This is a genomic window from Pseudomonas sp. ACN5, assembly GCF_002303975.1.
GTDB lineage: Bacteria > Pseudomonadota > Gammaproteobacteria > Pseudomonadales > Pseudomonadaceae > Aquipseudomonas > Aquipseudomonas laurylsulfatiphila.
In genome coordinates this window covers 163,721-178,907 of record NZ_MRCP01000005.1, presented here as the reverse complement: position 1 = coordinate 178,907, position 15,187 = coordinate 163,721, and the positions used below count along the sequence as shown (strand labels likewise).

Genomic DNA, 15,187 nt, shown 5'->3' with positions numbered 1-15,187 from the left:
TGAAGGAACAATTTGGGGCCAGTGCAGAACCCGGACACAGTCTATAGAAGCGTCAACGCCGGGCACATTAACCCTTGGTCGCGTCGTAGGCTACTTTTGCCTGCACTACAACGCCAGTTTTCAATGCTCAAATCGCCACAATCACTCGGTTTTCTTGCCACTGAGGCGCTCAAAAGCGTGACTGCTGCGTGTGACGAAACCTGTATCGGCACGAATCACAAAAAATGCGCCGATACCGTGTTTTTCCGCGTAATCCCAACCGCGTTCCGGGCCGAGAATCAGCAACAGCGTCGATAAGCCATCGGCCATCAACGCTGAAGGATGAATCACCGTGACGGACGCCAGAGCGTGTGAGACCGGCGCACCGGTACGGGCATCGAAGGTGTGGGAAAAACGCTGGCCGCCCTGCTCGAAATAATTCCGGTAGTCGCCGGAAGTGGAAAGGCCATAACCGTCGACCACAATGATGCGCTCGGCCACCTGCCGATCATCCCGCGGCTCTTCCAGTGCAATGCGCCATGGCGAACCGTCGGGTTTCCTGCCAGCCGCCTTGAGCTCGCCCGTCGCCTCCACGAGGTAGTCGTGGATGCCCATCGCCTCGAGCCTTGTAGCAATCGTGTCCACCGCATAACCGGCGGCGATGCTGTTGAAATCGACCTCGACGGCGGCGTCCTTGCACAAATTGTCGCCATCGATGCGCAAGTGCTGGTGGCCGACACGCTGGCGGGCTTCAGCGAGCGCTTCAGCGGCCGGGACCTTCTCCTCCCGTGCCTGCGGGCCAAACCCCCAGAGGTTCAGCAACGGCTCCACCGTCAGGTCGTAGGAACCGTCGCTTTGCACTGACAGTTGCTCGCCCACGCGGACCAACTCGAGGATCGATGCCGGCATTGCCTGACAGTGGTTGGCCGGCAACGCGTTGAAGCGCTCGATGTCCGAGTCGCTGCGGTAGGTCGACATTTGCAGGTCCACGTCAGCGAGGATTTGCTCGACCTGGACACGGACTTCGCCAGGTGCCGGAAGGCCGGCATGGCGTACGTACTTGACCGAATAAGTGCTGCCCATGGCCGGGCCGCCGAAGCTTTCGAGGGCGTCGTTGTTGCCACAGCCTGATAGTGCGCCGAGCAGCAAAAATGCCACCCCCTGCCACCTGATCAACAATTCCCGAGCTCCCCAATACATCCCCTGGCACGCCGCCAGGGCCAGCCATTATGCGATAGAACTGTGGGAGCGGGCTTGCTCGCGAAGAGGCCGGCACATTCAACAGAGATGTCGACTGATCCACCGCTTTCGCGAGCAAGCCCGCTCCCACAATTTTGATCTTCAGTGACCGCCAATCCCACGGCCGGCCACATTCCCTGTGGGAGCGGGCTTGCCCGCGAAGAGGCCAGCACAGGCAACATATCCCTACTGACAAGCCCACAAACAAAAACGCCCCGACCAAGGCCGGGGCGTTTTCATGTGCGGCTAAGGCTTAGCGCGGGAATGCTGGCGGGTTTACACCGGCCATGTCTTCCATCACGCGAACCACCTGACAGCTGTAACCGAACTCGTTGTCGTACCAAACGTACAGAACAACGCGGTTATCCTGGGTGATGGTCGCTTCAGCGTCCACTACGCCTGCGTGGCGCGAGCCAACGAAGTCGGTGGAAACCACTTCCTGGGAGCTCACGTAGTCGATCTGCTTGTGCAGATCCGAGTGCATGGCCATCTGGCGCAGGTACTCGTTGATCTCTTCGCGAGTGGTGGCCTTTTCCAGGTTCAGGTTCAGGATGGCCATCGACACGTTCGGCGTAGGAACGCGAATCGCGTTGCCGGTCAGCTTGCCCTTGAGCACTGGCAGCGCCTTGGCGGCTGCGGTGGCGGCACCGGTCTCGGTGATAACCATGTTCAGCGGCGCGGCGCGGCCACGACGGCTGCCCTTGTGGAAGTTGTCGATCAGGTTCTGGTCGTTGGTGAACGAGTGAACGGTTTCGACGTGGCCGTTGACGATGCCGTACTTGTCGTTGACTGCCTTGAGCACCGGCACGATGGCGTTGGTGGTGCAGGACGCCGCCGAGATGATCTTGTCGTCAGGGGTGATGTCGCCGTGGTTGATGCCGTGCACGATGTTCTTCAGCGCGCCCTTGCCAGGTGCGGTGAGGATCACGCGGGCAGCGCCCGGGCAGGCCAGGTGCTGGCCCAGGCCGTCGGCGTCACGCCATACACCGGTGTTGTCGACGATCAGAGCGTTTTCGATGCCGTACTGGGTGTAGTCGACTTCGGTCGGGCTCTTGGCGTAGATAACCTGGATCAGGTTGCCGTTGGCGGTGATGGTGTTGTTGGCTTCATCGATGGTGATGGTGCCATCGAACGGACCATGCACCGAGTCACGACGCAGCAGGCTGGCGCGCTTGACCAGGTCGTTCTCGGCGCCCTTGCGGACAACGATGGCACGCAGGCGCAGGCCGTCGCCGCCACCGGTTTTCTCGATCAGGATGCGCGCCAGCAGACGGCCGATACGACCGAAGCCGTAGAGGACAACGTCGGTGCCTTTGCGGGCCGATGCGTTTTGCTGGCCAACCACGTCGGCCAGTTCTTCACGGACGAACTGCTCGGCAGTGCGGCCATTGCCTTGGGCCTTGAATTTGGCCGCCAGCTTGCCCAGGTCCACCGAAGCGGCGCCGAGCTTGAGTTCGCTCATCGCCTTGATCAGCGGGAATGTTTCGTGGACGGACAGCTCGCTTTCGTCGGACTGACGGTGACGAGCAAAGCGGTGAGCTTTGAGAATCGCAATGACTGAACGATTGATCAGGCTGCGGCCATAGATCGAGCTCACCACGTTGTTATTGCGGTAGAGCTGACCGATAAGCGGAATCATCGCTTCTGCGAGTGCTTCACGGTCGATCCATTCACCAAGACACTGGTCGGGCTTCTGAGTCACGGGAACCTTCCACATGTAGGGGCAGAAAAAAGGGGCTACATTATGCCGCCGAGTGACAGCCGTAGCAATGCGCGCCCGTCGTGCTTTACGTAACAATTCGTCGTTCAAAAAAATTGCGCCTCGCGCAAACCCAATAAAACCGGGGCTTTCAGCGCAGTCACTTTTTTGGAGGTCGCGCTACCTTATCCGTAACCCTCCGTAACACTCGTTGTATTTGCCACTACATATTCAATAATTTCCGGCAAAAAACCGCCGAATTTTGTCTTTACCACTACATTTCACCAAACCCGTGCTTTAGACGCAGTCAGCAACTGACAGGCGGCATCGTAGGCCGCTACAATTACCGACTTTGTCGCAACGCTTGGAGCTCAACCTTCCGTGCCCGTTCTGCGTCTACCGCTTCTCCCTGCCGCGGCAGGTAAACAGCACTGGGGCAATCTGCCCGGTGCCGCCCTGAGCCTGGCCATCGCCGAGGCCGCCAGCGCTGCCAAGCGCTTTACCCTGCTGCTGACCGCCGACAGCCAAAGTGCCGAACGGCTGGAACAGGAGCTGGGTTTCTTCGCCCCGGATTTGCCCGTACTACACTTTCCTGACTGGGAAACCCTGCCCTACGACCTGTTCTCACCGCACCAGGACATCATTTCCCAGCGCATCGCCAGCCTGTACCGGTTGCCGGAACTGAGCCATGGCGTACTGGTGGTGCCGATCACGACCGCCCTGCATCGCCTGGCACCGACCAAATTCCTGCTCGGCAGCAGCCTGGTGCTGGACATCGGCCAGAAACTCGACGTCGAGCAAATGCGCACCCGGCTTGAAGCCACGGGTTATCGCTACGTCGATACGGTGTATGAACACGGCGAGTTCACCGTTCGCGGCTCGTTGATCGACCTGTTCCCGATGGGCAGCAAGTTGCCGTATCGCATCGACCTGTTCGACGACGAAATCGAAACCCTGCGCACCTTCGACCCGGAGAACCAGCGCTCCATCGATAAAGTTGACTCGGTCAAGCTGTTGCCGGCCAAGGAATTCCCGCTGCAAAAAGAAGCGGTCACCCGTTTCAAGGCGCGCTTCCGTGAGCGTTTTGACGTCGACTTCCGCCGTTGCCCGATCTTCCAGGATTTGAGCAGCGGGATTACCCCGGCCGGCATCGAGTACTACCTGCCGCTGTTCTTCGAGGAAACCTCGACGCTGTTCGATTACCTGCCCCAGGACACGCAAGTGTTTTCCCTGCCGGGCATCGAGCAAGCCGCGGAAAACTTCTGGAACGACGTGCGCAATCGCTATGAAGAACGCCGTGTCGACCCGTCCCGTCCTTTATTGCCACCCGCCGAACTGTTCCTGCCGGTGGAAGATTGCTTCGCACGCCTGAAGAACTGGCCGCGTGTGGTGGCCAGTCAACAGGATGTGGAAAGCGGTGGCGGTCGCGAGCGCTTCCCGGCTCGCGAGCTACCGAACCTGGCCATCGAAGCCAAGGCTACCCAGCCGTTGGCGGCATTGGCGGACTTCCTCGACCAGTTCCCCGGTCGCGTGCTGTTCACCGCCGAATCCGCAGGCCGCCGCGAAGTGCTGCTGGAGCTGCTGGAGCGTCTGAAGCTGCGACCGAAAACCGTCGACAGCTGGCCAGACTTCGTCGCCAGCAAAGAACGCCTGGCGATCACCATCGCACCGCTCGACGAAGGCCTGGTGCTGGACGATCCAGCCCTGGCCCTGGTCGCCGAAAGCCCGCTGTTCGGCCAGCGCGTGATGCAGCGCCGTCGCCGCGAAAAGCGCGCCGATGCCAACAACGACGCCGTCATCAAGAACCTCACCGAGCTGCGCGAAGGGGCGCCGGTGGTGCACATCGACCACGGTGTCGGCCGCTACCTGGGCCTGGCCACCCTGGAAATCGACAACCAGACCGCCGAATTCCTTGCCCTGGAATATGCCGAAGGCGCCAAGCTCTACGTGCCGGTGGCCAACCTGCACCTGATCGCCCGCTACACCGGCAGCGACGATGCCCTGGCCCCGCTGCACCGCCTCGGTTCCGAGACCTGGCAGAAAGCCAAGCGCAAAGCCGCCGAACAGGTCCGCGACGTGGCTGCCGAGTTGCTCGACATCTATGCACGCCGCGCCGCCCGTGAAGGCTACGCCTTCGCCGACCCGAAAGCCGACTACGCCACCTTCAGCGCCGGCTTCCCGTTCGAAGAAACCCCGGACCAGCAAACCACCATCGAAGCGGTGCGCGAAGACATGCTCGCGCCCAAGCCAATGGATCGCCTGGTGTGCGGCGACGTCGGCTTCGGCAAGACCGAAGTGGCGATGCGCGCCGCGTTCATCGCGGTCCACGGTGGTCGCCAGGTAGCGATCCTGGTGCCGACCACCCTGCTCGCCCAGCAGCATTACAACAGCTTCCGCGACCGCTTCGCCGACTGGCCGGTGACCGTGGAAGTGATGAGCCGCTTCAAGTCGGCCAAGGAAGTGAATGCCGCCGTCGCCGATCTGGCCGAAGGCAAGATCGACATCGTCATCGGCACGCACAAGCTGCTGCAAGACGACGTAAAGATCAAAAACCTCGGCCTGGTGATCATCGACGAGGAACACCGTTTCGGCGTGCGCCAGAAAGAACAGCTCAAGGCCCTGCGCAGCGAAGTCGACATCCTGACCCTGACCGCCACGCCGATTCCGCGCACGCTGAACATGGCGGTGTCGGGCATGCGTGACCTGTCGATCATCGCCACCCCGCCGGCCCGCCGCCTGTCCGTACGCACCTTCGTCATGGAGCAGAACAAGAGCACGGTCAAAGAGGCCTTGCTGCGTGAGCTGCTGCGTGGCGGCCAGGTCTATTACCTGCACAACGACGTGAAGACCATCGAGAAATGCGCCGCCGACCTCGCCGAGCTGGTACCGGAAGCACGGATCGGCATCGGTCACGGACAGATGCGCGAGCGCGAACTCGAACAGGTGATGAGCGACTTCTACCACAAGCGCTTCAACGTGCTGATCGCCTCGACCATCATCGAGACCGGCATCGACGTACCGAGCGCCAACACCATCATCATCGAGCGTGCCGACAAGTTCGGCCTGGCCCAGTTGCACCAGCTGCGCGGCCGGGTCGGACGCAGTCACCACCAGGCCTACGCCTACCTGCTGACGCCACCGCGCCAGCAAATCACGCCGGACGCGGAAAAGCGCCTGGAAGCGATCGCCAACACCCAGGACCTCGGCGCGGGCTTCGTGCTCGCCACCAACGACCTGGAAATCCGTGGTGCCGGCGAACTGCTCGGTGACGGTCAGAGCGGGCAGATCCAGGCGGTCGGCTTCACGCTGTACATGGAAATGCTCGAACGCGCGGTGAAGTCGATCCGCAAGGGCGAGCAGCCGAACCTCGATCAACCGCTCGGCGGTGGTCCTGAAGTCAATTTGCGGGTACCGGCGCTGATTCCGGAAGACTACCTGCCGGATGTCCACGCCCGCCTGATTCTCTACAAGCGCATTGCCTCGGCCACCGATGAGGACGGCCTCAAGGATTTGCAGGTGGAGATGATCGATCGTTTCGGCCTGTTGCCGGAACCAACCAAGAACCTGATCCGCATCACTGCATTGAAGCTGCAGGCCGAGCAACTGGGCATCAAGAAAGTCGATGGCGGCCCGCAAGGCGGTCGCGTCGAGTTCGCTGCGCAGACGCCGGTCGACCCGTTGACCCTGATCAAGCTGATCCAGGGCCAGCCAAAACGCTACAAATTCGAAGGGGCCACGATGTTCAAGTTCATGGTTCCGATGGAGCGCCCGGAAGAGCGCTTTAATACTGTAGAGGCGCTGTTCGAGCGCCTCGTTCCGAAAACTGCTTGAAGGACGCCGCATGCGCCTGTTCCGCTCACTGACCCTGCTGTCCCTTTTGATGCCAGCGCTGGTCGCCCCCACGGCATCTGCCGATGACCTGTATCAGGTCGAAATGATTCTGGTCCGGCAAAACGCCGTGCCGGCGATTGTCAGCCGCGCCGCACCGGAAGACTGGGCCGCTGGCGCCCAACCCGTCAGCCCCGACAGCCTGCGCACGCCAAGCCTGAATGGCGAGGTGGAAAAACTCACCAGCAGCGCCGACTACACGGTGTTGCTGCACAAGGCCTGGCAACAGACGCTCGGCGAAAACGCCAGCAAAGTGGCGATCAGCGACGGCAAGGAACAATATGGTCAGTTCCCGATCGAGGGCACGCTGAGCATGAAACTGGGACGCTTTACCGACGTCGACGCCGATTTCTGGGTCAATCAGATCGATGCCAATGGCATGGTGACTGCCAGCGAACGCTTGAAACAGGAAAGCCATACCAAGAACGGCCAGCTGAACTTCCTCGACAACGGCCACCTCGGCCTGCTGATCAAGATCACTTCGCTGACCGCCCCCGCACCCCGAGCAGCACCCGAAGAAATTCCGGACTGATTCCCTATGTCCGCGACCCTGAGCAAACCCCTGGCACCATCCTGGGTCAGCCGATTCAAGGAACAGAGCCTGGAGCGTGGTCGCCGTTACGCGCTGGAGAATCGTGTCAGGATCGTCGAGGCCGGCGACGCAACCATCGTCGCCGCGTGCGAAGGCTCGGGCGGTAACGTTTACCGTCAGACCATTCGCCTGCGCGAGTCAGCCAAAGGCACGCTGCTGATGGTCGATGCCATCTGCTCCTGCCCGGTCCACAACAACTGCAAACATTGCGCAGCAGTGCTCCTGCAAGTGCAGGAAACCCTCGACTACCCCGCTGCCGCCAAAGACGCCGAACTCCTGGAAAAACTCCAGGCCGTCCTGGAAAACCGCAGCCCGAAAGCCCCGCCGCAAGTGCTGGTGGACAATGTGCAGCCGGTACCGCGCCTGTGGCTGGCCAGCATCGAGTTCAGCGCCTTCGAACCGCGCAACGGCCGAATGCAGCGTTACATCCAGCATCGTGCGGCGCTGTCCTTCAGCTATCTGGACGAATACGTTAGCGGACAGAAGAATTCCGACATCCTGATTCGTCAGGAAACCCAGACACTGCGGATAAAACGCCACCCGGACGTGGAACAGTCCTACCGGGAACAGTTGCGAATCCTCGGCTTCAAAGTCGCCACCCGACAAAGCAAGGCCTTGCCGGAAAGCGCCGGCGAACTGTTCGAGATGGTCAACGACAGCGCCTGGCTGACCTTTACCCTCAATGAACTGCCGAAGTTGCGCACCCAGGGCTGGGAACTGCAGATCGACGAGGACTTCGGGTTCGACCTGACGGCGGTAGATGACTGGTACGCCACGGTCGAACAGGCACCGGAGCGCGACTGGTTCGACCTGGAACTGGGGATCATCGTCAACGGCGAGCGCTTGAGCCTGCTGCCGATCCTGCTCAACCTGATGCGCTCCCACACCGAAATCCTCAACCCGGAGCGCCTGGCCCGACGCCGCGACGACGAGTTGATCCTGGTCAACATCCCCCATCGCCCGAACTCCGAGCACGGCCCGCTGCAAGTCGCCCTGCCCTTCGGCCGCTTGAAGCCGGTGCTGGCCACCCTCGGCGAGTTCTACCTGCAGGAACCCGGTGACACCACGCTGCGCCTGAGCAAGGCCGATGCCACGCGCCTGAACCCGCTGGAAGACATGCCACTGCTCTGGGAGGGCGGCGAACAGATCCGCACCTTTGCCCAGCGCCTGCGTGACATCAAGGACCACACCGCTGCCGCCCCGCAAGGTTTGAATGCGACGCTGCGCCCGTATCAGCTTGAGGGCTTGAGCTGGATGCAATCGCTGCGGCAGCTGGAAGTGGGTGGCATTCTCGCGGACGACATGGGCCTGGGCAAAACCCTGCAGACACTGGCGCACGTGCTGAGCGAGAAAAACGCCGGCCGTCTCGACCGGCCGTGCATGGTGGTGATGCCGACCAGCCTGATTCCCAACTGGCTCGACGAAGCAGCGCACTTTACGCCGCAGCTCAAGGTACTGGCGCTGTACGGTGCCAGCCGCAAAAAACACTTCGACAAGCTGGCTGACTACGACCTGATCCTGACCACCTATGCGCTGCTGCCCAAGGATGTCGAACGCCTGGCGACGCAGCCCTTGCACATCCTGGTGCTGGATGAAGCGCAGTACATCAAGAATCCGACCAGCAAGGCCGCTCAGGCTGCCCGCGAGCTCAATGCCCGGCAGCGCCTGTGCCTGAGCGGCACGCCGCTGGAAAACCACCTCGGCGAACTCTGGTCACTGTTTCACTTCCTCTTGCCCGGCTGGCTCGGTGACGTCAAAAGCTTCAACCGCGACTACCGCGTACCGATTGAAAAACGCACCAGCGAGGTCAGGCTTCAACACCTCAACGGCCGGATCAAACCCTTCCTGCTGCGCCGCACCAAGGAACAGGTGGCCACTGAGTTGCCGCCGAAAACCGAGATCATCCACTGGGTCGAACTCAACGAGGCCCAGCGTGACGTTTACGAAACCATGCGCCTGGCCATGGACAAGAAAGTCCGCGACGAGATCACCCGCAAAGGCGTAGCCCGCAGCCAGATCATCATTCTCGAAGCGCTGCTCAAGCTGCGTCAGGTGTGCTGCGATTTGCGCCTGGTCAACGAGGCGACCCTGCCAAGCCGTGGCAGTACCTCGGGCAAACTCGACAGTCTGATGGAAATGCTCGAGGAATTGTTCGAGGAAGGTCGGCGGATCCTGCTGTTCTCGCAGTTCACGTCAATGTTGTCGCTGATTGAGGATGAGCTGAACAAGCGTGGAATCGCCTACGCCCTGCTGACAGGCCAGACCCGCGACCGCCGCACTCCGGTGAAGGAATTCCAGAGTGGCAAGCGTCAGATATTTCTGATCAGCCTGAAGGCGGGTGGCGTTGGCCTGAACCTGACTGAAGCGGACACGGTGATTCATTACGATCCGTGGTGGAACCCGGCGACTGAAAACCAGGCGACCGACCGGGCGTATCGCATTGGCCAGGAGAAGCCGGTATTTGTCTACAAGCTGATTGCGCGCGGCACGGTGGAAGAGAAGATCCAGCACCTGCAGAAGGAAAAATCCGACCTCGCGGCCGGCGTGCTGGATGGGCGCAAGGCCGGGGACTGGAAACTGCAGAGCGACGATATCGAGGCGTTGTTTGCGCCGTTGCCGGAAAATCTCGGAAAGCGTTGAGATTTTTGGCGTTTGAACCGGCCTCTTCGCGAGCAAGCCCGCTCCCACAGGTAGAGTTTGTGTTCGACGCGGTCACTGTGGGAGCGGGCTTGCCCGCGAAGGGAGCGACTCGGTATACCGCCAGACTCAGCCCTTGAGCACCCGCGCCAACGTCGATTTCACCTTGCCCATGCCGTCATGCAACGCCTGCTCGATCTCGACCATGGTGATCACCGCCGTCGACTTGCCCGCCGCCGGGTTCACCACCAGCGCCAGACAGGCGTAATCCAGTTCCAGCTCGCGGGCCAGGGCCGCTTCCGGCATACCGGTCATGCCGACGATGTCGCAGCCGTCGCGCTCCAGCCGGGCGATTTCAGCCACCGTCTCCAGGCGCGGCCCTTGAGTGCAGGCATACACGCCATGACTGCTGTAGCCCACACCCTCCGCCGCCAGCGCCGCGATCAATTGCTGGCGCAACGGCTCGCTATAGGGGTAGCTGAAGTCGATATGAGTGACGTGCTCCAGGTCATCGGCAAAGTAGGTGTGCTCGCGACCGCTGGTGTAGTCGATCAACTGATGCGGCACGCAAAAGTGCCCGGTGCCCATGGCCGCATGGATGCCGCCCACGGCATTGACGGCCAGAATGGCTTCGGCACCGGCCTGCTTCAGCGCCCAGAGGTTGGCGCGATAGTTGACCTGATGCGGCGGGAAACGATGGGGATGGCCGTGACGCGCGAGGAACAGCACTTCCTTTCCGGCATACTCGCCGATTTGCACGTCGGCCGAAGGTGCACCATAAGGCGTGTCCACTGCCAGTGACTGGCGAATGCTCAGGCCTTCGAGTTGAGTCAGGCCGGTGCCACCGATAATCGCGTAAACCGTCATAACGAACAGTCCTTAATCAATCAATTGAGCTTCTTTGAGCGCGCCGACAGCGGCCAGCCAGCGCGGGTCTTGACGGTATTCGGTGCTGGCAAACGACCGGCCGCGCATCCGCGCAATGCGCCCGGAAGGCTTGACCTTCAGGCGTTGCGCAGCGCTCAGGGCCAGTTCGGCGGCAGCGCGATCGTTGCACACCAGGCCCATGTCGCAACCGGCCGTCAGCGCTGCTTCGATACGGCTGGCGGCATCGCCGACCACGTGGGCGCCCGCCATGGACAGGTCGTCGCTGAAGATCACGCCGTCGAACTGCAACTCGCCGCGCAGGATGTCCTGTAACCAGCGGCGGGAGAAGCCTGCGGGCTGGGAATCGACCTGTGGATAAATAACGTGGGCCGGCATGATTGCGGCCAGTTGCTTGCTCAATTTGGCAAACGGCACCAGGTCGTTGGCGCGGATCTCATCGAGACTGCGCTCATCATTCGGGATCGCGACGTGGGAGTCAGCCTCGGCCCAGCCGTGACCCGGGAAATGCTTGCCGGTAGCGGCCATCCCGGCGCTGTTCATGCCACGGATGAATGCACCCGCGAGCAAGGCAGCGCGCTCGGGATCACCTTCGAAAGAACGGGTGCCGACAACGGCGCTGCGCTGGTAATCGAGGTCGAGCACAGGGGCGAAACTCAGGTCCAGGCCAACGGCCAGCACTTCGGTCGCCATGATCCAGCCACACTGCTCGGCCAGGTATTCGGCGTTCGGGTTGTCGGCAATGGCGCGCATGGCGGGCAGGCGCACGAACCCCTGGCGCAGGCGCTGCACGCGGCCGCCCTCTTGATCCACCGCCAACAGCAGATCGGGGCGAATGGCGCGAATCGCTGCACTCAGCTCGCGCACTTGACGCGGATGTTCAATGTTACGGGCAAAAATGATCAGGCCGCCCACTTCGGGCTGGCGCAACAATTGGCGATCTTCAGCCGTCAGCCAGGTACCGGCGACGTCCACCATCAACGAGCCTTGCAAGCCAGCAGTCATAAAAATTCCTTGATAACAGAAAACCCTGCCCACACGAATTCGCCGCCAGGGGCAAGGCCTGGCAGATTGGCGAGTTCGATGGAAAACGGGTTCAGAACGAGAGTCGGCATGGGCGGCTAGCTTAGCGGATGTCAGCTGCCGCGCCCACCCGTGCGCGGTTAAACCTTGGCAGCAACCGGTGTCGATTTGCTGCGTGGACGCAACTGGGCAGTGGCCATGGCGGTATCGGTCACACCGGACTCGGCACGCATGCCGGCAGCCAGGAACGGCACCATCAGGCGCATGACCTGCTCGATCGAGGTGTTCACGCCGAAGTCGGTTTCGGCAATCGCACGCAAGGCCTTGATACCGGACATGCTGAACGCCGCCGCACCCAGCATGAAGTGCACCCGCCAGAACAGTTCGATGGGCGGAATACGCGGCGCCGCTTCGTTGACCAGCATCATGTAGCGGCGGAATACCTTGCCGTACATGTCCTCCAGATAACGACGCAAGTGCCCCTGGCTCTGACTGAACGCCAGCCCCAGCAAACGCATGAAGATGGACAGGTCGTTGCCGCTGCGCGGTTGCACCACCAGGGCCTGCTCGACGAGGATTTCCAGCAACTCTTCGAGGGTCGGCTTGATATCAGGCTTGGCCTGACGCCGCTCCAGCTCTTTGTCGAGGCTGATGCAGAACGGCCCGAGGAACCGCGAGAAAACCGCCTGGATCAACGCCTTCTTTGAACCGAAGTGATAGTTCACCGCCGCCAGGTTGACACCGGCCTTGCTGGTGATCAGGCGCAACGAGGTTTCGGCGAAACCTTTTTCCGCGAACAACTGCTCGGCTGCATCAAGAATGCGTTCAACGGTTTCCGACTGGGCCATGGCTACTCCGCCTGACAAACACTTGTTTGAAACATACGTTTCAGCCTGTGCCTTGTCAAGTCTGGCAGTTCGTTTCGGGAATGGTCGGTCAGATATTTAACCACACAACGGCGAAGCTTGAATCCACTGACTGATTGACCGTCTGGCGGCGACTGAAAAATGGAGCATTGCCAAGACCGTCTTACTGTATATAATCCCAGTCACTGTATAAAAAAACAGAGCGATCAATATGCTAAAGCTGACGCCACGACAAGCAGAGATTCTGGCTTTCATCAAACGCTGCCTGGAAGACAACGGATACCCCCCCACCCGTGCGGAAATCGCTCAGGAACTGGGTTTCAAGTCACCCAATGCGGCGGAAGAGCACCTCAAGGCGCTGGCCCGCAAAGGTGCCATCGAGATGACGCCTGGCGCCTCCCGTGGCATTCGCATCCCCGGCTTCGAAGCCAAGGCCGATGATTCCACCCTGCCGATCATTGGCCGGGTCGCAGCCGGTGCCCCGATTCTAGCGCAGCAACACATCGAAGAGTCCTGCAACATCAATCCTGCCTTCTTCCACCCGCGCGCCGACTACCTGCTGCGCGTCCACGGGATGAGCATGAAGGATGTCGGCATTTTCGACGGCGACCTGCTGGCCGTCCACACCACCCGCGAAGCCCGTAACGGCCAGATCGTGGTTGCACGAATCGGCGACGAAGTGACCGTCAAGCGCTTCAAGCGTGATGGCAGCAAAGTCTGGCTGATCGCCGAGAACCCCGAGTTCGCCCCTATCGAAGTGAACCTTCAAGATCAGGAACTGGTGATCGAAGGCTTGAGTGTCGGCGTGATTCGCCGCTAAAGGAGGCTCCATGCAGTTCCCACAGCCATCACCACAGCAAACCCAACTGCCGTTGTTCGAAGCGTTCATGGCACAGCCATTGGCGCCGATCCTGAAAGACGTAGTCGAGTCCCCCTGGAGCGCCGAACCTGACGTTTTCAGCGAGCTGTCACTGCGTGGTGCAGCCGGGAACTGCCTGAGCCTTCTGGCACCGATCCTCAGGGAATTGAGCCAGGACCAGGACGCACGCTGGCTGACACTGATCGCGCCGCCCGCCAGCCTGACTCAAGCCTGGCTGCGAGATGCCGGCCTCAACCGCGAGCGCATTCTGTTGCTGCACCCCCGAGGCACCCAAAGTGCTCAGCAACTGACCTGCGAAGCCCTGCGTCTTGGGCGCAGCCATACGGTTGTCAGCTGGCTCAACCCGTTGAGCAGCCAATCCCGGCAACAGCTGATCAGCGCCGCCCGGACCGGGGACGCTCAGAGCCTGAATATTCGTTTGGGATAACTGACAGCCGGGGCGCGAGCTTCAGCGCGCGAGGCTTCTCCAGGGAGAGAGAAGCCGATGTGTAGCGACATCAAGAAAACCGACGGACGGGGATCAATGAAGAACCCGTGACCCCTCGTCCTTGTCGAATTCGCCTTCAACCAGGCGACCTGCCATCTGGACTCCCACGCTCAACATCGCCTTGGCGACTTCCACGTGTTGCCCTTGCAGGAACGCTTTGGCGTCCTCGGAGAAATCCAAAGTAACCAGAGAACCCTCGTCCTCGGCCCTGCGTAGCTCGATACGGCCGTCTGGTAACTCGACAATTTCTAGAAAGGACGTTGGCATAAAGGACTGTTCTCCACGAAAGGCGGGGATTATATAGGCATCGGCCAGGCTTCGCTCGGGATCTTGACCAGATGCCACCCCAAAACTGTTTCTGTCAGCACTCGTTCAGACCTTCGCGAAAGCGGATCGCCAATCCTTTCAGATTCTGGCGCCAGCTCTCCAGCTCTTCCCGACTCAGTTCCTCTGGCTCATCCGCTTCATCCAGATTGACCGCCTGAATCAGTGGCTGGGTCACGTCCCCTTTTGGCTTGCGGGGCGCGCGCGGCGGCTGAAACAACGCAGCATGGGCAGCCAACAACCTGGCCAGCCAGGTCTGCGGGTTATTGGCCAGCTCGACCAGCTCGGCCATTTCCGGAATGGCGATGGTTTCCAGCACTTCGCGAGTCAGCAGCAGCTCCGCACGGGGTGCATTGGCCTGAGGCAGGCGATAGAAGCCGGCGATTTCGTGACACAGGCCCAACAGCGCGCCGTACAGGTGAAACAGCGCCGATTCGCGTCCGGCCTGGATCAGCGCCAGGGAATTCATCGCCCGCCCCTCTTCAGTGCGCGCCAGTGCTTCCAGCGACAAGCCGGCGAAATAAATCTTCTGATTGGTGCGGGTATAAAGTTCGTGGGCCATGACGGCAGCCTCCACAACGAAATAATTGCTTCACGCAGGTCCTGTAGGAGCGAGCTTGCTCGCGATGGACTTGAGAGCAGCGCGGGCATCCTGAAAGCCCGCGTTATCGTTGACGACCATCGCGAG

12 protein-coding genes are annotated in these 15,187 nt (G+C 61.0%); 5 read left to right on the top strand and 7 right to left on the bottom strand.

Annotated features, from left to right (window positions below):
* Positions 1-141: 141 nt before the first annotated feature.
* Positions 142-1,179: an FAD:protein FMN transferase gene (locus tag BSF40_RS11765; RefSeq protein ID WP_172435696.1), complete on the bottom strand. Its 1,038-nt coding sequence runs from the start codon at positions 1,177-1,179 to the stop codon at positions 142-144.
* A gap of 292 nt (positions 1,180-1,471) precedes the next feature.
* Positions 1,472-2,935 carry a glyceraldehyde-3-phosphate dehydrogenase gene (locus BSF40_RS11760; protein ID WP_095965247.1) on the bottom strand — a complete coding sequence of 488 codons (1,464 nt, stop codon included), beginning with the start codon at positions 2,933-2,935 and terminating at the stop codon, positions 1,472-1,474.
* A 363-nt stretch (positions 2,936-3,298) separates the two neighbouring features.
* Here BSF40_RS11760 and mfd point away from each other — a divergent pair, with 363 nt between their 5' ends.
* The 3 genes from mfd to BSF40_RS11745 are packed head-to-tail and all read left to right on the top strand — an operon-like array spanning position 3,299 to position 10,037.
* A complete protein-coding gene (gene mfd, locus BSF40_RS11755; RefSeq protein ID WP_095965246.1) occupies positions 3,299-6,748 on the top strand; it encodes a transcription-repair coupling factor in 3,450 nt (1,149 codons plus the stop codon).
* A 10-nt stretch (positions 6,749-6,758) separates the two neighbouring features.
* Positions 6,759-7,337 carry a CsiV family protein gene (locus BSF40_RS11750; protein WP_095965245.1) on the top strand — a complete coding sequence of 193 codons (579 nt, stop codon included), beginning with the start codon at positions 6,759-6,761 and terminating at the stop codon, positions 7,335-7,337.
* A 6-nt stretch (positions 7,338-7,343) separates the two neighbouring features.
* Positions 7,344-10,037 carry a DEAD/DEAH box helicase gene (locus BSF40_RS11745; protein WP_095965244.1) on the top strand — a complete coding sequence of 898 codons (2,694 nt, stop codon included), beginning with the start codon at positions 7,344-7,346 and terminating at the stop codon, positions 10,035-10,037.
* A gap of 126 nt (positions 10,038-10,163) precedes the next feature.
* On the opposite strand, the gene BSF40_RS11740 is transcribed toward BSF40_RS11745, so the two are convergent.
* The 3 genes from BSF40_RS11740 to BSF40_RS11730 form a co-directional block, all read right to left on the bottom strand.
* Positions 10,164-10,901 (bottom strand): S-methyl-5'-thioinosine phosphorylase, encoded by a 738-nt coding sequence (locus tag BSF40_RS11740; protein ID WP_095965243.1) that lies wholly within the window; start codon positions 10,899-10,901, stop codon positions 10,164-10,166.
* A gap of 12 nt (positions 10,902-10,913) precedes the next feature.
* On the bottom strand, positions 10,914-11,924 hold the full coding sequence (gene nagZ, locus BSF40_RS11735) for a beta-N-acetylhexosaminidase (RefSeq protein ID WP_095965242.1): 1,011 nt from the start codon (positions 11,922-11,924) through the stop codon (positions 10,914-10,916).
* Positions 11,925-12,082: 158 nt separating this feature from the next.
* Positions 12,083-12,790, bottom strand: a complete 708-nt coding sequence (locus tag BSF40_RS11730; protein WP_095965241.1) for a TetR/AcrR family transcriptional regulator — start codon at positions 12,788-12,790, stop codon at positions 12,083-12,085.
* A 229-nt stretch (positions 12,791-13,019) separates the two neighbouring features.
* Here BSF40_RS11730 and lexA point away from each other — a divergent pair, with 229 nt between their 5' ends.
* Together lexA and sulA are read left to right on the top strand one after the other, a co-directional pair.
* The gene (gene lexA / locus BSF40_RS11725; RefSeq protein WP_007974043.1) at positions 13,020-13,628 is read left to right on the top strand and encodes a transcriptional repressor LexA; all 609 of its coding nucleotides are present in this window, start codon (positions 13,020-13,022) and stop codon (positions 13,626-13,628) included.
* Positions 13,629-13,638: 10 nt separating this feature from the next.
* Positions 13,639-14,115, top strand: coding sequence for an SOS-induced cell division inhibitor SulA (gene sulA / locus BSF40_RS11720; protein ID WP_095965240.1), 477 nt, complete (start codon positions 13,639-13,641; stop codon positions 14,113-14,115).
* A 93-nt stretch (positions 14,116-14,208) separates the two neighbouring features.
* Here sulA and BSF40_RS11715 read toward each other — a convergent pair whose 3' ends face one another.
* Both BSF40_RS11715 and BSF40_RS11710 read right to left on the bottom strand, forming a co-directional pair.
* The gene (locus BSF40_RS11715) at positions 14,209-14,442 is read right to left on the bottom strand and encodes a hypothetical protein (protein ID WP_015095953.1); all 234 of its coding nucleotides are present in this window, start codon (positions 14,440-14,442) and stop codon (positions 14,209-14,211) included.
* A 94-nt stretch (positions 14,443-14,536) separates the two neighbouring features.
* Entirely contained in the window at positions 14,537-15,061 is a 525-nt protein-coding gene (locus BSF40_RS11710) for a DUF6586 family protein (RefSeq protein WP_095965239.1), read from the bottom strand.
* Between the last annotated feature and the right edge of the window lie 126 nt (positions 15,062-15,187).

Coding starts and splice junctions, on each gene's coding strand:
- BSF40_RS11710 (WP_095965239.1), bottom strand. CDS start 15,061: ATGGCCCACGAACTTTATACCCGCACCAATCAGAAGATTTATTTCGCC.
- nagZ (WP_095965242.1), bottom strand. CDS start 11,924: ATGACTGCTGGCTTGCAAGGCTCGTTGATGGTGGACGTCGCCGGTACC.
- BSF40_RS11745 (WP_095965244.1), top strand. CDS start 7,344: ATGTCCGCGACCCTGAGCAAACCCCTGGCACCATCCTGGGTCAGCCGA.
- lexA (WP_007974043.1), top strand. CDS start 13,020: ATGCTAAAGCTGACGCCACGACAAGCAGAGATTCTGGCTTTCATCAAA.
- BSF40_RS11765 (WP_172435696.1), bottom strand. CDS start 1,179: ATGTATTGGGGAGCTCGGGAATTGTTGATCAGGTGGCAGGGGGTGGCA.
- BSF40_RS11750 (WP_095965245.1), top strand. CDS start 6,759: ATGCGCCTGTTCCGCTCACTGACCCTGCTGTCCCTTTTGATGCCAGCG.
- sulA (WP_095965240.1), top strand. CDS start 13,639: ATGCAGTTCCCACAGCCATCACCACAGCAAACCCAACTGCCGTTGTTC.
- BSF40_RS11760 (WP_095965247.1), bottom strand. CDS start 2,935: ATGTGGAAGGTTCCCGTGACTCAGAAGCCCGACCAGTGTCTTGGTGAA.
- BSF40_RS11730 (WP_095965241.1), bottom strand. CDS start 12,790: ATGGCCCAGTCGGAAACCGTTGAACGCATTCTTGATGCAGCCGAGCAG.
- BSF40_RS11740 (WP_095965243.1), bottom strand. CDS start 10,901: ATGACGGTTTACGCGATTATCGGTGGCACCGGCCTGACTCAACTCGAA.
- BSF40_RS11715 (WP_015095953.1), bottom strand. CDS start 14,442: ATGCCAACGTCCTTTCTAGAAATTGTCGAGTTACCAGACGGCCGTATC.